An 18,569-nucleotide genomic window follows, 5' to 3' on the forward strand; every position below is an offset into this window, starting at 1 on the left:
TTGGACAGAAATGGCTGGAGATGGCTCCGCTGGTAACCATTCTGGCGCTTTCCATGCCGTTCATGACGGTGCAGGTCATGTTCGCTCCTGCAAGCAACGCCCTTGGTCGGCCGGGAACCACGATGCGAATCGCTGCAGCAGGTGCAGTTCTGATGCCAGCGGCCTTTTCCCTGGGCATCCGATTCGGAGCGGTCGGATTGGCGACGGCCTGGGCGATTGCCTTTCCCGCCCTGACACTTGTCACGATTCGCATGGCAGGTAGGCCTATGGGCATAGGATTCATCCAGATTGGCCGCGCGGCGCTTCCGGCAGTGGCGAGTTCCGCCGCAATGGCAATGCTCGTGCTGTTGCTGAAAACAGCGCTGCCGCCATTGCCCGCCCCGGTGGAGCTCGCCATTCTGGTCACCGCGGGAGCGCTGGCATTCGGAATGCTTCTTTTCGGTCTGGCGCGTGAGGCGACCGACGAGCTCATTCGGTTGGTGGGCAGGAAGCAGGCCCCGGCCCCGTTGTGAGGAGCGTCAGGCGCTCTGGATATAATCGCGCAATGCCGATGCTTCCGCCTCGATCTTGTCGATTCGGTATTTCACCAGATCGCCGATCGAGATGAAACCGATCAGCCTATCCCCCTCGCATACCGGCAGATGACGCATGCGTCTTTGCGTGATGAGGGACAGTGCAGTCAGGACCGACATACCCGGCTCCACGGTGTATGCAGGGGATGTCATCACCTCTGATACGGGCGCATCGAGCACAGTAGGACCCGTCTTCGCAATTTGGCGGACAAGATCGCGCTCGGAGAAGATGCCTATGACCTTGCCGCCTTCCATGACGGGGACGCAGCCAATGCGCCGCTCCGCCAATAGCGTCACCACCGAGCGGACCGTTTCGCCGCTGCCCACCTGCACCACTTCTGATCCCTTATTTTGCAGGATTGCCGCTATGGTCATAACTCGAATCCCTCCTTTTTCTTTTGTCTTCCACCTTGATGATCCCACGCTCCGTCCCCAAAGGAAAGCTATGAATGATCAAAAGCCTGACTTGGACGATCCCGATTATGCGGCGTTTGCATGGGGCCGCTACTGGCGGATCATGCGCTGGATGGGAATGGTCGCGCTTCTATGCGTGATCGTCGGTGTGGGGCTGCTTTGGTGGTGGAACGGGGTGCCGTCCGTGCATATGCTGATCGCATCTGCGGCGGGCATCGGTTTGACTGTGTTGCTGACAGCAGCGCTCATGGGCCTTGTCTTCCTATCGAGCGGCACGGGGCATGACGAACAGATCCACCATCCACTGAAAGGGGATAAGGACATCGATGACTGAGTCGAGCGAGAAGCTGTCAGCAGGGCGGGATCCCATATTGCGGACAATGCCAGGCCCAAGAGACATCAACGCCAATGGTCATATTTTTGGCGGATGGATTTTGAGCCAGATGGACATTGCGGGCGGGATACTGGCGGCCCGAGAGGCGGCCGGACCAGTCGCCACGGTCGCAATCGAGGCGATGGAGTTCATCGCGCCCATTCTGCTGCACGACATCATATCGATCTATGCCGAGGTGGAGCGGCGCGGGCGCACATCGGTGGCCATCCGGTTGGATGTGATCGCCACACGCGGCCGGAAACAAGAAGAAGTGCGAGTGACCAGCGGCCTGTTTACCTTTGTGGCGCTGGATGCAAATCACAGACCAAAACCCCTCCCCGCCGTCTGAGCGGCCGGTCTGCAACAGAGCACCCTCTAAGCGGCATGTAGCGAGATGTTACTGCCTGCGCATCAGCGTGTAATCCAGTCGCGCGGAACCATTGGCAGGGACCATGGCTTTCCAGAGAAGATCGCCCTCTTTTCGCGCCAATTTTGTACTGGTTCTGGAGTAGGTAAAACCATCCGATTGCTGGAGACGAAGCTCCACCGCGGCCGGACGGTTATTGGCGTTGGTAATGGTCAATCGATATGAGGATTTCGCCCCCTTTCCGCATTGGACGCATTCCAGCCGAAATTGCAGCTGCGGGCTCGCACCGACCTTAACCTCAACTTCTTCTCCGACGGCATGGTCGCGAAGCTTGTCTTCGCCCACAAGCATTTCCTGGCCGTTCACACTTTCGAACAGGGCAAGGCCACCCGATGGCAGCGGTGCGCCCAGGCCGTCCTTTTCCCGGTTGCGCATGCGGATCAGCATTTGGAGCGGTGCCGCGTCGGTCACATTTTCCGGCCAGAGCGTCGCCCCATAAACATGTGTGAAGGGCACGCCGCGCTTTTCCAGCATCGCCATTTGCTTCTGACCATTGGCGTTGACATCGACACGCATAGGCACGCGATAAAGCTTCAGATCGCCCAAATCTTCCTGCACAGCCTTTCGACTTTGCGCCGTGACAACGACGTCGGCGGCAGCGGCTTCCATCCGCGCCATCATCGGCGCTGGGGGTGGCGCGGGCGACCCGGCCATCATTTGCTCATACATCTGTATGTCTGCGGTGCTGGTCGTATCCATCGGCCAGCAGCGCAGATTGAGGACCGGCGAGGGTTCCGGCGCTACCAGCTCTGCAAAACTGCTCTTTCGATTAACCCGGCCAGCGACGGCTAGAAGCTGCGAATCGGCAAAGCTGATGTCGTTGCTATTGGCCACGGTCAGCCAGCCAAGCAGGTCCAACGTCCTCCCCTCAGCATTTACGCGCGCCACATAATTGGCGGACCAGTCGAAACCTGTGGCAAGATAGGTCAGCGTCACATCGGCGGTCGTCGCCTGTTCGCTGCGGGTGGTCACGGAAAGCGTGGGCTTGGCGGAAAGTCCCTCCGGCATGGTGCCATGGACCAGAGTTTCGGGAAGGCCCGAACATCTCAGTCCCTCAACGCCCTCGGCGGTCTGGAGCACCACAGCATTGTCCGCTCCAGAACGAATCACGGCCTCCGCCTCAATGATTTTCCCCGTCGCGATATTGGTGCGGCGGATATGGACGCGGTTCCCCAGCGCGCCATCGAGCAAGGACGCCGGAGTCAAAAGCTTCGCGTCGCGATTTTTCTGTATCACTCCGCCGGGCAGACCAGTCACCACGGCGCTCACCGCGATCATGCCGTTAGCCACCCCCTCAAAGCGAATCAGCGATTCGCCCTGTGGCACCGCGATGCGGCGATGCTCTGTAATAAGCGCGAAACCGTTGAGCCAACTAAGATCGATGCCGCCGTCACCCCGATCCGGATCGCGGTAAATCGTGACGGATGTGGAACCCGGCGCAGGCGAGGTGATGGTCGTCTGCGAAAAGGCCGGGGCGCCGGTGAGGAGGAGAACCAAACCCAGCGCCCAAACTTTCCCGTCATTGCGGACAGGCATCTCAATACCGCGTGTCGAAGGTCGCGGTCACGGTCGCGCTGCCATTGGCTGGCACATCGACCGTCCAGCGCGTGGCATCGCTGCTCACCCGCTGGCTCTTCTGGCTTTCCTCCACGATCCGCGTGTCGACCAGGTAAAAATCCAAGCCTGATTGAGTCAGATCCACCTGCACCGGCTGAGCCTTTGCATTGGTGATTTCGTAGCGCATCGTCGAACGCCATTTGACGGGAGACAGGCGCTCCCGCTTTTCCACCACCGTCTTGACCTTGACGTCAAATGCTTGCCCGGTGGCGAGCGCCAATTCGCTGCCCATCGGTGTGTGGCCGATATTGCTTTCGCCGATGAACTGCGGCGCTCCGCTCGCATCCTTCATGTAGAAGCGTACCGTACCGGCGGGCAATGCATCACCCAGCCCGCCTTTGCTGCTGGAAGAAAATTTAAGAACGGTGTTGAAGCTTTGAGGCTCCTCGACGTTTTGCAACCAGTCGACCCGATATTCGTAGGCGCGGCGAGCCGGAACCCCCTGCACATCCAGGAAGCTGACCTGCTTGGTCTGACGATCCGCAATCGTGGTACGGCCGCTGATCGGATAGAGGTAATAATCGCCAAGCTGTTCCCGCCCCGCCGTTTCCGTTCCGGCTTGGCGAATATTGCTGACCTCCGGCTGCGGAGGATAGATCATCGGGCGAGGGCGGCCATTACGGCCCTGATTGACGCTGCCGGCTACCAACAGGGTATCGGCCTCATTATAAGTAATGCCGCTGTTGTTGGTCAGCGTGACCCAGCCCTGCACGTCAATACGGCCGGCTTTTTCATCATAGAGCGCGACATAATCGGCGCTCCAGCCAAGACCGGGGGTCAGATATCGGAGCGAAGCTGGTCGCGATCCGCCCTGCTGGCTGTCCACGGTAATCGACAGCGTGGGTCGCGACCGCAAATTGGGTGGCACCTTATCAAAGATCACACGAACCGGGAGGCCGTCGTCGCGCAGCACCTCAATCTGATTGCCGATTTGAAGCACGACTCCGCCATTGACGGCCAGCGCCTTGGCCTGCTGACGCGTTTCAGCGCCGGTGGCGGGATTGGTGCGCACGATGGTTATGGTCTGCCCCACAGCCTTTTCCATCAACTTGTCGGGAGAAAGCAGATCGAAGTCGAAGTTCTGCTCGACGATGGACGCGCCCGCAGCGTTGAAGGACACCGTTTCAGGACGAATCTGAGCGGAGACGTCGGGAAACTCGATCCGGTTCGTCCCCGCCGGGATATTCAGTTGCCGCACGTCCTGCACCAAGGCCAGATTGTCATTATAGATCGTGACCGATACATTGCCCTGCGCGTTAGGACTGGTCTGAGCGCATAAAGCCGTCGGTGCTGCCGCAAGAAGAAGAGGCAGGAGGCGGGCAGCATTCATAAATATAATCTCCCTGTCTTCTGTTGGGTGGGCAATCTTGACCGTGGGCACTTATCACCAGGCAGACGCCCCAAACAAATTTCGTCATCGTACAGACACAAAAAAAGAGCGACACCAATGATGGCGTCGCTCCTTGATTATTATCGCTTAATTGACCCTGCGATGAACAGAGTGAATGGCGCGGTGAATTATTCCGCGGCTTCTGCTGCCTGCCGCGGCCGGCGGGTGCGTTTACGAGGCGCTGCCTCTTCGCTGTCATTATCCGCGCGCGAGATTGATGGCGGCAATATCGCCGCGTCCATGGCGTGATTCTCGTCCGTCGTATCCGCTTTGGTCACTCGCTTCTGGCGCAGTGCGCGCTTCGGCTTGGATGCAGCTTCCTCGGCCATCGGCTGCGGCTCTACCGCTTCTACGACAGCATGATCCGCCGCCTCTACAGGGGCAGGAGCCTCATCGCGGTCACGGCGAGGACGACGAGGCCCACGATCATTTTGACGTTCGTATTGGCGTTCGTTCTGGCGCTCGCCCGATCGTTCGCTCTGGCGATCATTCGAGCGGTCGTTCCAGCCCTCTGACCGACGCTCATCGGATTGAACCCGCTGCTGAAGATATGGCTGAGCTTCCACCGGGCCGGTTTCCAGTTCGCCTTCCATACCGAGATCTTCTTCGTCATCCATGTCGAAGCGATTGTCGTCGCGATTGCGACGCCAATTCTGCTGCTCTTCCTGACGAGCGCGATTGTCGGCAAGGACGCGGAAATAATGGTCGGCAAACTGCAGAAAATATTCCGCATTCACTCGATCGCCCTGAGTCTGAGCGTCGCGCGCCAGATTCTTGTACTTTTCAAGCAACTGAGCAGCGTTGCCGCGGGCACGGCTGTCAATGCGGTTACCCTGATCACCGCCCCGGCCATTTCCCTGAGGGCGCGAATTATTCCGACCGCGACGGCGGCCGGCCTGACGATTATTGATCAACGTCTAGTCCTTGCTTCAATAACATCCCAAAAAAGCGCCGCTTCCGATGTGGATGCGTTTTCCCCAATGGCGCCGGCCCCGCGTCATGCAAATGCCGATCCGTTCGTTCGCCAGAGCCGCCGGACATCAGCGTCTTCTTGACTGTGGGAGCAGGTGTGCGGGTAAATCCGTCCTACCGGATGAAGCCGCCCCCTTTGACCGCTGTTAACCTGTCCGCGATCAGAAACCAAGAGATAATTTCCTGCACTTACGAAAAAGCAAGCGCTGAAAAGAATATAAGTTTTACGAACCGACTTTTGAACCCTCAGAGGGATTTCAAGTGGAAAAATCATTTGCCGGTTCTGAACTCAATCGAGTCTATGTCGTAACGACCAGACAACGGTCGCGCCCCGCCAAGTCCCGTCGGCACCTGACCTGAAGACCCACGGCGCGAAACAAATCGGCGGCGCTTTGCCCCTGATCAAAGCCGATTTCGATAGCCGCCATGCCCTGGGGCGTCAGCAGAGCAGGCAGTTGCGGGGCAAGCCGCCGGTAATCGTCAAGACCGTCCACTCCGGCAAAAAGTGCGCCATGCGGTTCATACGCGGCCACATCGCGGGGAAGCATGGCGCGACTACTTATATAAGGAGGATTAATGAGAATAAGGTCAAAGCGCTCATCAATTTTTCCGGCCCAATCCCCGACCAGCAATTCTGCTCGCGACGCAAGGCCCAGCCGCTCTGCATTCGCCTGAGCCACCGAAAGGGCTTCGGGCGAGATATCTATGCCAAGGCCCGTGGCTTGCCGCCATTCGTCAAGAGCAGCCAGAAGCAGCGCGCCCGATCCGGTGCCAAGATCGAGGATACGGTGCGGCGCACGTCCCTGGAAATGCTCGACGGCGGCCTCGATCAGGGTTTCGGTGTCAGGCCGGGGAATGAGGACCGCCGGGCTCACCTGAAGGCTGATGGTCCAGAAGTCGCGGACCCCGGTTATATAGGCGACTGGCTCGCCGGCGACGCGGCGTTTGATAAAAGCGTCGAATCCAGCGGGAACCAGAAGATCGCGAAGCTTCAGGAGCAGTTCTTCGCGTTCAATCCCCAGTGCATGCGCCAACAACAACTCGGCGTCCAGGCGAGGGGTGTCGCTATGGCCGGCAAGCCGCTCGGCGGCAGCGCGGAGGGATTGGGAGGGAGTCATTGGACCTCCTGTATTTCCATTCCCGCGAAAGCGGGAATCCAGCTGCCTTCTTTATGCGTCATATAAGAAAAATTGGATCCCCGCATTCGCCGGGACGACGACAAAAAAACCGACCGGGATCACCCCGCCCCATCCAATTGCAACAGGCGCGCAGCTTCATCCTCGGCAATCAGCGCAGAGATCACTTCCTGCAGCCCCGGCCCTTCCAGTATTTCCGGCAGACGGTGGAGGGTCAGGTTGATGCGGTGGTCCGTCACGCGGCCTTGCGGGAAATTGTAGGTGCGGATGCGCTCCGAACGGTCGCCCGAACCGACCATGGCCTTGCGCGCTCCCGCCTGTTCGCTTTGTGTCCGCTCGCGCTCCAGCTCATAGAGGCGGGCGCGCAGCACCTTCAGGGCCTTGGCCTTGTTCTTGTGCTGGGACTTTTCATCCTGCTGAGAAACTACAAGCCCTGTGGGCAAGTGGGTGATCCGCACCGCGCTGTCGGTGGTGTTGACATGTTGCCCGCCTGACCCCGATGCGCGAAAGACATCGATGCGAAGGTCCTTGTCAGCAATCTGCACATCCACCTCTTCGGGTTCCGGCAAAACCGCTACTGTAGCGGCGGAGGTGTGAATGCGGCCCCCGCTTTCAGTCACCGGGACGCGCTGGACCCGGTGGACGCCGCTTTCGAACTTCAGCTTGGCGAACACGCCGGTCCCGGTCACGCTGGCGACCACCTCCTTATAGCCTCCGACATCGGAGGGGCTGGCGGAAATGGGCTCGACCTTCCAACCCTGTTCTTCGGCATAGCGCGCATACATGCGAAACAGGTCGCCTGCGAACAGTGCTGCTTCATCCCCCCCAGTGCCCGCGCGGATTTCGAGCATGGCAGGACGCGCATCTGCTGCATCCTTCGGCAGGAGCTGGAGGGCCAGCGCCCGTTCGGCCTCGGGAAGCTGCTCACGGATGAAACGCATCTCTTCTTCGGCCATCGCGCGCATGTCAGGTTCGCCTTCGGGACCGGTCATGAACTCAAGAGACTTTAATTCCTGATGCAGTCGGCGGACTTCACGTGCGGCCTTGGCCACCGGCTCCAACTCGGCATATTCCTTGGACAGGCGGACAAATTCCTCCGGCGCAAGGTCGGGGCGAGCCATATTGGCTTGAACCTCGTGGTGACGCGCCTCAATGGCGCGGATGCGCTCGGGAGAAATCTGCATCAGCGCGTGCCCAGCATCCCTGCAACTTTGCCGATCGCCACCATGTGCTGCTCCCCATTGGTGAGATTTTTCACGGCTGCTTCTCCTCGCGCCAGCTCGTCCTCGCCAATGATAATAGCAAAGGCGGCGCCGCTTGCATTGGCGCGCTGCATCCGCTTTTTCATATTGCCACGAAAACCCATATCAGCGGCAATTCCTGCCCGGCGAAGATCGGCAAGGAGACCAGTCGCCGCTTTTTCCGCCGCATCGCCCATTGGAATGAGGACGGCCTGCGGCTTTTCCTCGTGCGGCGCGTCGATCAGCATGGCGAGCCGCTCAATTCCCGCCGCCCAGCCGACGCCGGGGGTTTCCGGGCCGCCCAGCGCCTCGATGAGGCCGTCATAGCGCCCGCCGGCCAGAACCGTGCCCTGCGCGCCCAATCTGTCAGTGACGAATTCGAACGCCGTGTGGCGGTAATAATCAAGTCCGCGTACCAGACGCGCATTGCGGGTCCAGGCCACGCCGGCGGCATCCAGGCCCTCGGTCACCTTTGCAAAGAAATCCGCCGCTTCCGTGGTCAAATAGCCATCAATGTCGGGCGCGCTGTCAGCCGCCGGACGGTCGCGCGGGTCCTTGCTGTCCAGAATGCGCAGCGGATTGCGCGAAAGACGGTCGACGCTGTCTTCCGACAATTCCGCCCGATGCGCTTGGAAATGATCGACCAGCGCAGCGCGCCAGGCTTCGCGCGTCGCGGCATCGCCCAGCGTGTTAAGTTGCAGCGTCACACTGCCGGCGATCCCCAACTCGCGTAGCAACTGGTCCGCAAACACCAGTAGTTCGATGTCAGCCAGCGGTTCGCCCGCGCCGATAATTTCCGCGTCAATCTGATGGAATTGGCGGTAGCGCCCCTTTTGGGGGCGTTCATAGCGGAACACCGGCCCGGAGGCGGCAATCTTCAGCGGAGCGAATTGCTGCCAGCCCTCGGTCAGATAAGCCCGGGCCAGTCCGGCGGTGAATTCCGGCCGCAGGGTCAGGCTGTCGCCGCCACGGTCCGGAAATGTGTACATTTCCTTCGACACGACATCGGTCGTTTCGCCAAGCGATCGCGCGAACACCGCCGTTGCTTCGAACACCGGCACTTCGACCCGTTGAAAACCATAGAGCCGCCGCACATGATCGAAGGCCGCGGCCACATGGGCAAAGCGCGCCTGCGTCTCACCAATCATGTCCTGCGTGCCGCGTATCGGGCGTGGGGTCTCGATCCTGCTCATGGCAGCGCCCTCTAGCGGGATTTTGAAGAAAGGGGAATGGCTCAGTTCCGTGCCCCGCTGCGCTTGAGGCCAATTTGGGTGCTGGACCTTATGTCTCTCACTCGCCATGCTAAGCGCTTAAAAGAATGGGAGAGTAACCCTATGCGCCTTGCGCCGATCGTCGTCATCGCCGCCCTCCTCATTACGCCCGCCTCCGCTCAGAACAGCAAACCAGCCGCCGCCCAGCCGATCGCCAACGACATTCCTGCCGCGCAAGATGTTGCTTATCCTGGAACGATGCGGCTGATGGTGGATGCGACAGACATCAACCAGAATATCTTCCGTGTGCGCCAAGTCATTCCCGTGGCGGCGGGGCCAATGGTGCTGCTCTACCCCGAATGGCTGCCAGGCAATCATGGGCCGCGCGGACCCATAGACAAGCTGGTCGGGCTAAAGATCAGCGCGGGGGGCAAGACTGTGCCATGGGTGCGCGATCCCGTCGACGTCTACGCCTTTCACATAGATGTGCCGCAGGGATCCAAGGAGTTGAACCTGGAGTTCCAGTTTGTTTCGGCGACGGAGGATGACCAGGGACGTATCGTCGTCACGCCCAATATGCTGAACCTGCAATGGTCATCGGTTTCACTCTATCCGGCGGGATATTACGTCCGCAACATTCCTGTGCAGGCGAGCGTCACCTACCCGGCGGGTTGGCAAGCAGCGACGGCGCTTCGGCCGACGAGTATGTCGGGAAACACAGTCACTTATGAGACGAGCGATTATGACACGCTGGTCGATTCGCCGGTTTTCGCGGGGCGTTATTTCAAGAGCGTGGCGCTAAGTCCGAAGGTGCGGCTCAACATGGTCGCCGACGAAGCTGCAGACCTGGCTTATACGCCCGCGCAGATGGCGCTCCATCAACGGCTGGTCGAAGAAGCACGAGCGCTTTTCGGCACTGAACATTATGACCATTATGATTTCCTGCTGGCGCTGAGCGAAAGCCTTGGCGGCATCGGCCTGGAACATCATCGCAGTTCCGAAAACAGCGTGGACCGGGAATATTTTTCCGGATGGGACAAGGGCCCCGGCCGCCGCAATCTGTTGCCCCATGAACTGGTCCACAGCTGGAACGGCAAATACCGTCGGCCGCAGGGCATCTGGACGCCTGATTTCCGGACGCCAATGCAGGACAATCTGCTTTGGGTTTATGAAGGGCAGACGCAATTCTGGGGTTATGTGCTGGGTGCGCGATCCGGGCTTTATTCCAAGGACCAGACGCTCGACGCCCTAGCCGCCATTACAGCAGGATTGGACCAGCGGGTCGGACGGAGCTGGCGGCCGCTGGAGGACACGACACATGATCCTATCATCGCTGCCCGGCGGCCCAAGCCCTGGACCAGCTGGCAGCGCTCTGAAGATTATTATAATGAGGGACTGCTGATCTGGCTGGAGGTCGATGGCCTGCTGCGGGAGCTGACACGAGGCCGCCGGTCGATGGATGATTTCGCGAAAGCCTTTTTTGGCGGACGTGAGGGAGACTGGGGCGTATCGGCCTATAACCTCAACGATGTGGTGACAGCGCTCAATGGCCTGGCCCCTTATGATTGGGACGGCTTTCTGCATCAGCGGGTAAACCAAACCAATGCCGAGGCGCCCAAAGGGGGCCTTGCCAAAGGAGGATATCGTCTTGTTTATACCGAACAGCCCAACAGCACGGTCGCTCATTCCGAGGAGCGTACGGGCGCGGCCGATCTGATTTATGGGCCAGGAATTATCCTTTCCAAATCGGGAAAAGTGACCGCCGTCATCTGGGACAGTCCAGCCTTTGACGCCGGACTTGCCGTGGGGATGAACGTGGTCGCGGTAAACGGCACGGCTTATTCTGCCGAACGCATGAAAAAGGCCATTTCGGAGAATAAAGGGCGCAAAAGTCCAATTGTGCTGTTGGTGCGATCGGGCGATAAATATCGTAATATTGAACTCGATTATTCAGGTGGACTGGTTTATCCGCACCTGCAAAAGATAGAAAGATCAAGACCAGGTGAGGGTGAAAGCGGTATCGACCTGCTCCTGAAGGCGGCCAGCTAGAACACTGATAAAGACAGGATTTGCTTGAAATGAATATCGATCTGATCCCGGTCGGAGACGATCCGCCCAACAGCCTCAATGTAATAATTGAGGTGCCAGTCGGCGGCGAACCGGTCAAATATGAATTCGACAAGAAGTCGGGCGCGCTGTTCGTTGACCGCATCCTGCACACGCCGATGCGCTACCCCGCCAATTACGGCTTTGTTCCGCACACCCTTTCGCCCGATGGCGATCCACTTGATGCGCTGGTGGTGGCGCGCTCTCCCTTCGTGCCGGGCTGCGTCGTACGCGTGCGCCCGATCGCGGTGCTAAAACTGGAAGATGAAGCGGGCGGCGATGAAAAACTGCTGACTGTTCCGGTCGACGGCACCTTCCCTTATTACAGCAAGGTCGACGAGAAGGACGATTTGCCAGAGATCGTCATGCAGCAGATCGAGCACTTCTTCACCCACTACAAGGATCTGGAAGCCAAGAAGTGGGTGCGTATCGGCACTTGGGGTGATGCCGATGAGGCGCGCCGCGTCGTGCTGGAAGCTATAGACGCCGCTAAAAAGGCCAAAGCAGCGGCGTGAGAATGTTGATCCTCCCCGTTTACGGGGAGGATCCAATTCCTAAGCCTTTGGCATCAATGCCTTCAGATCGGCTTCTGCTCGCGCGCCATAATGCGAAATGACTTCCGCCGCAGCGATCGCTCCCATGGAAAGGCTTTCGCCAACCGGGCGGCCGCTCAGATAACCTGTAAGGAAACCGGCGGCGAAAAGATCTCCGGCTCCGGTGGTATCGACGACCTGCGGCACCGGTTCGGCGGCGACCTCGTACCGACTGCCATCCTGTACTGCGATAGCCCCCTTTTCACTGCGCGTCACAACCAGCGTCCGGACCTTGCCGGCAGTCGCAGCAACAGCCTTTTCGAAATTGTCCGTTTCGTTGAGCGATTTGATCTCGCCCTCATTAGCGAACAGGACATCGATTTGTCCATTGTCGATGAGCGCGCAGAAATCGTCACGATGGCGCGCGATGCAGAAATTGTCCGACAGTGTGAAGGCGACCTCCCTACCCGCCTCGCGCGCCAGGGCGATGGCGGAGCGCATCGCCTTGCGCGGCTCCTCCGGGTCCCAAAGATAGCCTTCCAGATACAGCATCCGCGCCGAGGCAATCAGCTCTGGATCGAGGGCCGAAGCCGGAAGATATTGCGACGCCCCCAAAAAGGTGTTCATCGTGCGCTGCGCATCCGGCGTCACCAATATCAGGCAGCGGGCCGTTGGCACGCCTTCGTTACTTGCCGGCGTGGTGTAATGGATGCCGAGCGCGCGTATGTCATGCGCGAACACGCCACCCAGCTGATCCTCGCTGACCTGGCCAATGAAGCCGCACTTCATGCCCAAGGCCGCCATTCCCGCCAGCGTATTGGCGGCTGATCCTCCGCTCACTTCCAGGCCCGGTCCCATCTCGCCATAGAGGAGTTCGGCGGTTTCCGCATCGACGAGTTGCATAGCCCCCTTGTTGAGCGCGTGGCTGGCAATGAAGGCGTCGTCCGATTGTGCGATCACATCCACAATGGCGTTGCCTATGCCGACGATGTCCAGAGTAGCTTGGGTCACGGGATCTCCTGTCTTCAAATCATCCGCCATTCAACTCACATGGCCTATAGCGCGGATTGTTGCGATGCAATGTGGATTGACCAGGCGTGCGACCTTGCGCAATGGAAGCACGATGATTGATCGTCGTTTCGTTGCGGCCTCGCTTGCGCTGCCGCTCATATTGTCTGCCTGCGTTTCCGCCCCCGTCAGCAAGGCGCCCACCTCTGTTCCTGATCGCAGCGCCGCTGCCTATGGCAAAGCGCCCGTGGGCCTTGCCGGTGCGGATGCGCGCAAATTGGTGGCGTTGTTTGGGCAACCCCGGCTGGACGTGCGCGAGCGCACCGTAAGAAAGCTGCAATTTTCCAATGGACGATGCGTGCTCGACGCCTATCTTTATGTGCTCGGCAACAAGCGGGAGCCCGTCGTCACCCATGTCGATACCCGCCTGGCGACCGGAGCAGATGTGGATCAGAACAGCTGCATCCAGTCACTAAGGGCGGAATAGCGCGCTTATTCGGGCACGCGCATCTTCACGATCTTGCCGGGATTTGCTGGCGGCTCACCCTTCGGCAGCGCATCAATGTGCTCCATGCCTTCGATGACCTCACCCCAGACGGTATATTGGCGGTCGAGGAACGTCGCATCATCGAAGCAGATGAAGAACTGGCTATTGGCGCTGTTCGGGTTCGACGAGCGCGCCATCGAGCAGACCCCCCGGACATGAGGTTCACTGTTGAACTCAGCCGGCAGGTCGGGTCGCTGAGAACCGCCCATGCCGGTCCCTGTGGGGTCGCCGCCCTGCGCCATGAAACCGGGGATGACCCGGTGGAAGACGACGCCGTCATAAAAACCCTCATTGGCCAGCTCGCTGATCTGCGCGACATGTTTGGGCGCAAGGTCGGGCCGCAGCTTGATGACGACATCGCCGCCATCCAGGGTCATGATGAGAGTGTCGCCGGCCATGATCGTCTCCTAAAGTGAGAGTCTTGAATGAAGTGAATGCGCCGATATAGAGCCTGTCAGCCGGTTTGGAACCCCCCTTCTACCGCTTTCTGGGCGCTTCATTGAACAGAGCCCAAGCATTGCAATTATATGTTCCTTGGGCGAAAGGGAGCGGACCAAGGGCGCAAAAGGGAGACGGCGATGAGCGATACCGATGTCACCCAGTCGCCGCCCGAAGCGGAAGAGCTGCCCCATGACACCCGGCTCGATGAGGACGACCGGCTGAAACCGGAGTTTGTTTCCTCCGTTCTCGATCATGTCGAAGAAGGACAGGACGAAGAGGCGCGGGACCTGGTCCGTCCCCTGCACCCTGCCGATATCGCGGATTTGTTCGAACTTACGCCCTCGGACCGCCGCGCCTCGCTGGCCGGCGCGTTGGGCGAGTTGGTGACGGCAGAAGTGCTGTCCGAACTTAACGATTATGTCCGTGAAGACCTGATCGGCGCGTTGGCGCCCGAGCAGGTGGCCGAATTCGCAACCCAGCTCGATACTGACGACGCCGTCGCGATCATTGAGGACATGGAGGAAGAGGACCAGCAGGCGGTCCTGGAAGCGCTGGACCCCGAAGATCGCGCCGCGATTGAGGACGCCCTTTCCTATCCTGAAGAGTCCGCCGGCCGCCTGATGCAGCGCGACCTGGTCGCGGTGCCGGAATATATGACCGTGGGGCAGGTCATCGACTATCTGCGTGAGCATGGCGACCTCACCACCGATTTCTGGGAAATTTTCATTGTCGATGAGCAGCATAAGCCCATCGGCACCTGTCAGCTGAGCTGGATCCTGCGCTGTCCCCGCGGCGTTCCACTTTCCGACGTCATGAAGCGGGAGCAAACGCTGATCCCGGTCGATATGGATCAGGAGGAAGTGGCGCTCCGTTTTCAGAAATACGCGCTGATCTCCGCCGCAGTCATTGACGGCAATGGCCGTCTGGTCGGCATGATCACAGTGGACGACATCGTTCACATCATTCAGGAAGAAGCCGGCGAGGACATCTTGCGGCTGTCCGGCGCTGGCGAAGGCGACATCAACGAGCCGATCCGCGACAGTTATAAGAGTCGCGTTCGCTGGCTGGTGGCCAATTTGGGCACCGCCCTTGTGGCATCGTCAATCATCGCTTTTTTCGAAGGTGCCATCGAACAGATGGTGGCGCTGGCGGTGCTGATGCCGATCGTCGCCTCCATAGGCGGCAACGCCGGCACGCAGACAATGGCGGTCAGCGTTCGCGCGCTAGCCATGAACCAGCTTACGCAATCGAATACCTGGCGCATCGTCGGGCGGGAAATCCGCGTGGCGATGCTGAACGGGTTCACAATCGCGATGCTGATCGGTTTGGGCGTGGGGTTGGTCTTCGGCAACTACATGCTGGGGCTGGTGGTAGCGTGCGCCATGCTGATCAACATCGTGGTGGCGGGATGCGTTGGAGTCATGGTGCCGGTCCTGCTGGAACGGTTCGACCAGGACCCTGCGGTCGCCTCTTCGGTATTCGTGACGATGATAACCGACTCCATGGGCTTCTTCGCCTTCCTGGGGCTCTCGGTGGCAAGCGGCATGGTTAGCTTGGGCTAAAGCGGTTTCGAGGAAGAGGGAATCATCTGCCAACTCGAAAATCGCGCAAAACCGATAAATCTTTGACTTGATCCGGTTCAACCTGAACGGGATCCAGATTGAGTCCCGCTTGATCCCGGGGCTCGTCACGGCCATCTTTATCCCATGTCCCTGCATATCACCAAAATTGCGTTTCGATGCGAAAGCATTGCCGAACTGCGCGAATGGTTGGAAGCAAAGGCCGATATTGGCGAGGCATATCTCACCACGCGCTATCTACCCAAGCGGCAGGAGGAGATGACGGGCGGCTCGCTCTATTGGATTCTGAACCACCGCTTTGCCGGGCGCAGCCCACTCTTGGGCTTTGCCGACGCTCCGGACGGCCGGATAAGAATCCGGCTGGAACCGCGCCTCATTGCAGTACAATCCGTTCCAAGGCGGGCACATCAGGGTTGGCGGTATCTGGAAGAGGCAGATGCTCCACCCGACCTCACAGGATCGGAGGACGGCATCTCCGAAATGCCGCCACGCCTGTTGGGAGAACTGACGCGCCTGGGGCTAGTCTGAACCGCTTTTGCTGCCGTGGTTGGCGTGCCGTCAGACGAGTCCGTCTCGCTCGCAATCGCTTTAACCGATCAGAAAGGCAGCCAGTTCGATTTCTCGGTGAACTTCATATAGCCGACATTCGCCCCCAGCCGGTAGCCGACGCCCAAACGAATGGGAATGAGCACCACGTCGCCGCGCCGCAGGTAACTGGCCGTAAAACCGCCGACCAGATAGGCCGCGCCTTCGCCGGCCGGATAGCGCTTAAAGATATCCTGGGTGTCGTAGAGGTTATAGACAAGCACGAAACTTTTTGATGCATTACCGCCGACGTCGAATCCGACTGACGGGCCGGTCCAATAGACCTCTCTTTGACCTTCCACCTTGTGATAGAGCGTGCCGGAGCCATAGCGAAGGCCCACGACGAACGCGCCGCTCGCCTCTCGTCCAGCGACATAAGCATTGGGTTCGCCCTGGTCGTTCAGGATTTTCTCGATAATGCCGGCGAGCCCTTCGGCCCCCTTTCCGAAAACACCTTCAGCGGCGCCAATCAAATCGTCTTTTTGATAAACTTGAGACGATGCTGCCGCGCCATGCGCTGAAGGGGGCGCCGCACCGGCAGCATTGCCCTGAGTATCTGCCTGTTGATTATACACACTGCCGTCCACCGGCATGTCTTGCGCCGAAGACGTCGCGGGCGGCGTGCTTGGAGCATTCTCAGAAGGCACAGGTGCAAGGTCGGCGTCGATAGCGCTATTGGGGTCCACCGACCGCACCTGCGCCTGCACGGGCGATATTCCGACCGAGAGCAAGGCGGCTAGGCCGGCAAGTCCAGTGACAAAAGCACGCATGATATTCATATCCCCCGCAAAAATCTTTGGTCCCGATTATCTCCGCGCAACATGAAACAGCAATGAACGGGCGGCGACCCGAGTCGAATTTACGCCAGACGGCGCGAAAAGACACCCGAAAGGCGCTGGAAAACTGCGGATTCGGGAACCAAGCAAAAAAATTTGGCAACAAGCCCTCCATAGCCGCCAAGCAGGTTGATAAGAACCGCGGCTCTCGTTATAGCCCCTGTCCTTGCAAGCCAGCGCGTCTTTGCCGCGCAGTGCCGATGCGGAGACGTGGGTGAGTGGCTGAAACCAGCGGTTTGCTAAACCGCCGTAGGGGTTAATTCCCTACCGAGGGTTCGAATCCCTCCGTCTCCGCCACCATTTCCTTCCATAAGCGGCTGATTTTTCTGTGAAAATGGAAGGATATAGCTCAGCGCGTGCCTGAATCGTGATCGGGAAGGAAATGCCTGGGCTGACGAACTGCCAGATCGCCACACCACCGCATCCTTTGACAAAAGACTTTTTGCGAAAGATAAAAATGATCATGATCCTGAAGGCAAGTCATGTTCACGCACATCATGGTAGGCGCTGATGATATCGAGGCTTCGAAGGCATTCTATGATGCCATATTCCAAGTCTTGGGAATAGCTGCTGGCGAGAGGGATCCATTAGGCCGGATATTCTACCGGACGCCCACTGGATCATTCGGAATCACCAAGCCGATCGACGGCCAAAGGGCGTCGGCAGCAAATGGGGGAACAATCGGCTTTGCGGCCGTCTCGCGGGAGCAGGTTGAAGCATGGCACGATGCCGGCGTAAAGGCGGGGGGCGTCACTTGCGAGGCGCCGCCCGGCGTTCGGGAACCTTTCAGGGCTTATGCAGCCTATCTTCGCGATCCCGTCGGTAATAAGCTTTGTGTATCATGCATGTTAGGAGGGGATTGATCCCATCGCCTTGCGTCCATGCCTGGCAAGGCAAACGGCGGCGGTGCTAGGCCTTTGGCGGCGACGGATGATGTAGAAGCCATTGATGTACTGGAAGATGGCAGCCTTTGCCTGTCATCGGCAAACGCTCACATGTAGAGCGCACGGTTCAGCCGGACGGTGTATTCCGCATCCGGGTTGGTTGCGCTGCTGCCGCTCAACCGTTCGATTACCGCTGCAAACGCCAGATCGCGCCGCCTCTCAAACGGACCCGATGACAGTCAGGCCGATACCCTTTCGGCGGGCAAGGTCTTGCGCAATATTCGCCGTGCGATCTTCCAACGTCCATCGATCTTCACATATTGATCCTCATATCGGACGTGATTTCGCTCCCGCTCGCCTGTCTTCATCATGTGGTCGACAAAGGCGAAAATGACCCCCGATGCGCTGTCGGCGGTGAGATCCCTTATGACCAGATTGGCCATGAGGTGCGTGACATGCTGCACCGTATCGGCCAGCGACCGCCCATATCCGCGTATGGCTTCGTGGCCCACGAACAGGCCGCTATCGAATTCCCGTTCGTCGAAATAGGCGTCAGAAGTGAAGACGTCGACCCACTCGTCGATCTGAAACAAATCGATATGCAATGCATAAAGATGCGTTAGCTGCTGAATTTCCTGATAGTCGTTCATCTCATTTTGACCTCCTGCCCGCATCAGCCAACCTTCACACCCACCT

General features: G+C 59.1%; 21 protein-coding genes, 1 tRNA gene and 1 pseudogene (1 of these 23 only partly in view). 12 read left to right on the plus strand and 11 right to left on the minus strand.

Translation table 11 applies throughout. From position 1 onward, the window contains the following. Positions 1-512, plus strand: partial view of a lipopolysaccharide biosynthesis protein gene (locus HNQ99_RS04605; protein WP_184474468.1) — the end only. Its footprint begins 973 nt before the window's first position; 512 of the gene's 1,485 nt are visible here — the last part of the coding sequence; its start codon lies off the left edge, out of view; the stop codon is at positions 510-512. A gap of 6 nt (positions 513-518) precedes the next feature. On the opposite strand, the gene HNQ99_RS04610 is transcribed toward HNQ99_RS04605, so the two are convergent. Further along, positions 519-947, minus strand: a complete 429-nt coding sequence (locus tag HNQ99_RS04610) for a CBS domain-containing protein (RefSeq protein WP_184474469.1) — start codon at positions 945-947, stop codon at positions 519-521. A 70-nt stretch (positions 948-1,017) separates the two neighbouring features. Between HNQ99_RS04610 and HNQ99_RS04615 the strand changes: the two genes are divergently transcribed. Further along, positions 1,018-1,320 carry a hypothetical protein gene (locus HNQ99_RS04615; RefSeq protein WP_184474470.1) on the plus strand — a complete coding sequence of 101 codons (303 nt, stop codon included), beginning with the start codon at positions 1,018-1,020 and terminating at the stop codon, positions 1,318-1,320. Then, entirely contained in the window at positions 1,313-1,708 is a 396-nt protein-coding gene (locus HNQ99_RS04620; RefSeq protein WP_184474471.1) for an acyl-CoA thioesterase, read from the plus strand. The genes HNQ99_RS04615 and HNQ99_RS04620 overlap by 8 nt, the downstream gene beginning before the upstream one ends. Before the next feature lie 48 nt (positions 1,709-1,756). On the opposite strand, the gene HNQ99_RS04625 is transcribed toward HNQ99_RS04620, so the two are convergent. Both HNQ99_RS04625 and HNQ99_RS04630 read right to left on the minus strand, forming a co-directional pair. Continuing rightward, the gene (locus tag HNQ99_RS04625; RefSeq protein ID WP_184474472.1) at positions 1,757-3,322 is read right to left on the minus strand and encodes a DUF4139 domain-containing protein; all 1,566 of its coding nucleotides are present in this window, start codon (positions 3,320-3,322) and stop codon (positions 1,757-1,759) included. A 1-nt stretch (position 3,323) separates the two neighbouring features. Continuing rightward, positions 3,324-4,733: a DUF4139 domain-containing protein gene (locus tag HNQ99_RS04630; protein WP_246414521.1), complete on the minus strand. Its 1,410-nt coding sequence runs from the start codon at positions 4,731-4,733 to the stop codon at positions 3,324-3,326. Positions 4,734-4,850: 117 nt separating this feature from the next. Between HNQ99_RS04630 and HNQ99_RS16875 the strand changes: the two genes are divergently transcribed. Then, positions 4,851-5,042, plus strand: coding sequence for a hypothetical protein (locus HNQ99_RS16875; RefSeq protein ID WP_322790324.1), 192 nt, complete (start codon positions 4,851-4,853; stop codon positions 5,040-5,042). Then, positions 5,039-5,308: a hypothetical protein gene (locus HNQ99_RS16880; protein WP_322790325.1), complete on the plus strand. Its 270-nt coding sequence runs from the start codon at positions 5,039-5,041 to the stop codon at positions 5,306-5,308. The genes HNQ99_RS16875 and HNQ99_RS16880 overlap by 4 nt, the downstream gene beginning before the upstream one ends. A gap of 216 nt (positions 5,309-5,524) precedes the next feature. Here HNQ99_RS16880 and HNQ99_RS16885 read toward each other — a convergent pair. The 4 genes and pseudogenes from HNQ99_RS16885 to hisS all read right to left on the minus strand — a co-directional run. After that, positions 5,525-5,707 (minus strand): annotated as a pseudogene (locus HNQ99_RS16885) (DUF4167 domain-containing protein); the annotation flags it as partial. Between the two features lie 357 nt (positions 5,708-6,064). After that, the gene (gene prmC, locus HNQ99_RS04640) at positions 6,065-6,883 is read right to left on the minus strand and encodes a peptide chain release factor N(5)-glutamine methyltransferase (protein WP_184474474.1); all 819 of its coding nucleotides are present in this window, start codon (positions 6,881-6,883) and stop codon (positions 6,065-6,067) included. 119 nt (positions 6,884-7,002) lie between these two features. Further along, positions 7,003-8,088 carry a peptide chain release factor 1 gene (gene prfA, locus HNQ99_RS04645; RefSeq protein WP_184474711.1) on the minus strand — a complete coding sequence of 362 codons (1,086 nt, stop codon included), beginning with the start codon at positions 8,086-8,088 and terminating at the stop codon, positions 7,003-7,005. Further along, a complete protein-coding gene (hisS, locus tag HNQ99_RS04650; protein ID WP_184474475.1) occupies positions 8,085-9,335 on the minus strand; it encodes a histidine--tRNA ligase in 1,251 nt (416 codons plus the stop codon). The genes prfA and hisS overlap by 4 nt, the downstream gene beginning before the upstream one ends. Before the next feature lie 141 nt (positions 9,336-9,476). On the opposite strand from hisS, the gene HNQ99_RS04655 reads away from it, so the two are divergent. Both HNQ99_RS04655 and ppa read left to right on the plus strand, forming a co-directional pair. Beyond that, positions 9,477-11,402 (plus strand): M61 family metallopeptidase, encoded by a 1,926-nt coding sequence (locus HNQ99_RS04655; protein WP_184474476.1) that lies wholly within the window; start codon positions 9,477-9,479, stop codon positions 11,400-11,402. 29 nt (positions 11,403-11,431) lie between these two features. Next, positions 11,432-11,974: an inorganic diphosphatase gene (ppa, locus tag HNQ99_RS04660; protein WP_184474477.1), complete on the plus strand. Its 543-nt coding sequence runs from the start codon at positions 11,432-11,434 to the stop codon at positions 11,972-11,974. Between the two features lie 39 nt (positions 11,975-12,013). Here ppa and HNQ99_RS04665 read toward each other — a convergent pair whose 3' ends face one another. Beyond that, the gene (locus HNQ99_RS04665; protein ID WP_184474478.1) at positions 12,014-13,033 is read right to left on the minus strand and encodes an adenosine kinase; all 1,020 of its coding nucleotides are present in this window, start codon (positions 13,031-13,033) and stop codon (positions 12,014-12,016) included. 82 nt (positions 13,034-13,115) lie between these two features. Between HNQ99_RS04665 and HNQ99_RS04670 the strand changes: the two genes are divergently transcribed. Then, the gene (locus tag HNQ99_RS04670; protein ID WP_184474479.1) at positions 13,116-13,487 is read left to right on the plus strand and encodes a hypothetical protein; all 372 of its coding nucleotides are present in this window, start codon (positions 13,116-13,118) and stop codon (positions 13,485-13,487) included. A gap of 5 nt (positions 13,488-13,492) precedes the next feature. Here HNQ99_RS04670 and HNQ99_RS04675 read toward each other — a convergent pair whose 3' ends face one another. Beyond that, a complete protein-coding gene (locus tag HNQ99_RS04675) occupies positions 13,493-13,945 on the minus strand; it encodes a peptidylprolyl isomerase (protein ID WP_184474480.1) in 453 nt (150 codons plus the stop codon). A gap of 180 nt (positions 13,946-14,125) precedes the next feature. Between HNQ99_RS04675 and mgtE the strand changes: the two genes are divergently transcribed. Then, positions 14,126-15,550, plus strand: a complete 1,425-nt coding sequence (mgtE, locus tag HNQ99_RS04680) for a magnesium transporter (RefSeq protein ID WP_184474481.1) — start codon at positions 14,126-14,128, stop codon at positions 15,548-15,550. A 144-nt stretch (positions 15,551-15,694) separates the two neighbouring features. Next, positions 15,695-16,096: a DUF1489 family protein gene (locus HNQ99_RS04685; protein WP_184474482.1), complete on the plus strand. Its 402-nt coding sequence runs from the start codon at positions 15,695-15,697 to the stop codon at positions 16,094-16,096. A 68-nt stretch (positions 16,097-16,164) separates the two neighbouring features. On the opposite strand, the gene HNQ99_RS04690 is transcribed toward HNQ99_RS04685, so the two are convergent. Beyond that, positions 16,165-16,923, minus strand: a complete 759-nt coding sequence (locus HNQ99_RS04690) for a DUF1134 domain-containing protein (RefSeq protein WP_184474483.1) — start codon at positions 16,921-16,923, stop codon at positions 16,165-16,167. A 270-nt stretch (positions 16,924-17,193) separates the two neighbouring features. On the opposite strand from HNQ99_RS04690, the gene HNQ99_RS04695 reads away from it, so the two are divergent. Both HNQ99_RS04695 and HNQ99_RS04700 read left to right on the plus strand, forming a co-directional pair. Then, positions 17,194-17,286, plus strand: a tRNA-Ser gene (locus HNQ99_RS04695). Positions 17,287-17,471: 185 nt separating this feature from the next. Then, on the plus strand, positions 17,472-17,852 hold the full coding sequence (locus HNQ99_RS04700) for a VOC family protein (RefSeq protein WP_184474484.1): 381 nt from the start codon (positions 17,472-17,474) through the stop codon (positions 17,850-17,852). A 260-nt stretch (positions 17,853-18,112) separates the two neighbouring features. Here the strand turns inward: HNQ99_RS04700 and HNQ99_RS04705 are convergent, their stop codons facing one another. Further along, on the minus strand, positions 18,113-18,523 hold the full coding sequence (locus tag HNQ99_RS04705) for a nuclear transport factor 2 family protein (protein WP_184474485.1): 411 nt from the start codon (positions 18,521-18,523) through the stop codon (positions 18,113-18,115). Between the last annotated feature and the right edge of the window lie 46 nt (positions 18,524-18,569).

Origin of the sequence: Rhizorhapis suberifaciens (genome assembly GCF_014200045.1) — a bacterium.
Lineage (GTDB): Bacteria > Pseudomonadota > Alphaproteobacteria > Sphingomonadales > Sphingomonadaceae > Rhizorhapis > Rhizorhapis suberifaciens.

Excerpts from the sequence above, each read along its gene's own strand:
- HNQ99_RS04630 (WP_246414521.1), bottom strand. The coding sequence starts at position 4,733 with ATGAATGCTGCCCGCCTCCTGCCTCTTCTTCTTGCGGCAGCACCGACG.
- HNQ99_RS04615 (WP_184474470.1), top strand. The coding sequence starts at position 1,018 with ATGAATGATCAAAAGCCTGACTTGGACGATCCCGATTATGCGGCGTTT.
- HNQ99_RS04685 (WP_184474482.1), top strand. The coding sequence starts at position 15,695 with ATGTCCCTGCATATCACCAAAATTGCGTTTCGATGCGAAAGCATTGCC.
- HNQ99_RS04705 (WP_184474485.1), bottom strand. The coding sequence starts at position 18,523 with ATGAACGACTATCAGGAAATTCAGCAGCTAACGCATCTTTATGCATTG.
- HNQ99_RS04665 (WP_184474478.1), bottom strand. The coding sequence starts at position 13,033 with ATGGCGGATGATTTGAAGACAGGAGATCCCGTGACCCAAGCTACTCTG.
- HNQ99_RS04625 (WP_184474472.1), bottom strand. The coding sequence starts at position 3,322 with ATGCCTGTCCGCAATGACGGGAAAGTTTGGGCGCTGGGTTTGGTTCTC.
- mgtE (WP_184474481.1), top strand. The coding sequence starts at position 14,126 with ATGAGCGATACCGATGTCACCCAGTCGCCGCCCGAAGCGGAAGAGCTG.
- HNQ99_RS16875 (WP_322790324.1), top strand. The coding sequence starts at position 4,851 with ATGATGGCGTCGCTCCTTGATTATTATCGCTTAATTGACCCTGCGATG.
- HNQ99_RS04620 (WP_184474471.1), top strand. The coding sequence starts at position 1,313 with ATGACTGAGTCGAGCGAGAAGCTGTCAGCAGGGCGGGATCCCATATTG.
- HNQ99_RS04655 (WP_184474476.1), top strand. The coding sequence starts at position 9,477 with ATGCGCCTTGCGCCGATCGTCGTCATCGCCGCCCTCCTCATTACGCCC.
- HNQ99_RS04675 (WP_184474480.1), bottom strand. The coding sequence starts at position 13,945 with ATGGCCGGCGACACTCTCATCATGACCCTGGATGGCGGCGATGTCGTC.
- HNQ99_RS04670 (WP_184474479.1), top strand. The coding sequence starts at position 13,116 with ATGATTGATCGTCGTTTCGTTGCGGCCTCGCTTGCGCTGCCGCTCATA.
- HNQ99_RS04700 (WP_184474484.1), top strand. The coding sequence starts at position 17,472 with ATGTTCACGCACATCATGGTAGGCGCTGATGATATCGAGGCTTCGAAG.
- ppa (WP_184474477.1), top strand. The coding sequence starts at position 11,432 with ATGAATATCGATCTGATCCCGGTCGGAGACGATCCGCCCAACAGCCTC.
- hisS (WP_184474475.1), bottom strand. The coding sequence starts at position 9,335 with ATGAGCAGGATCGAGACCCCACGCCCGATACGCGGCACGCAGGACATG.
- prmC (WP_184474474.1), bottom strand. The coding sequence starts at position 6,883 with ATGACTCCCTCCCAATCCCTCCGCGCTGCCGCCGAGCGGCTTGCCGGC.
- HNQ99_RS04610 (WP_184474469.1), bottom strand. The coding sequence starts at position 947 with ATGACCATAGCGGCAATCCTGCAAAATAAGGGATCAGAAGTGGTGCAG.
- HNQ99_RS04690 (WP_184474483.1), bottom strand. The coding sequence starts at position 16,923 with ATGCGTGCTTTTGTCACTGGACTTGCCGGCCTAGCCGCCTTGCTCTCG.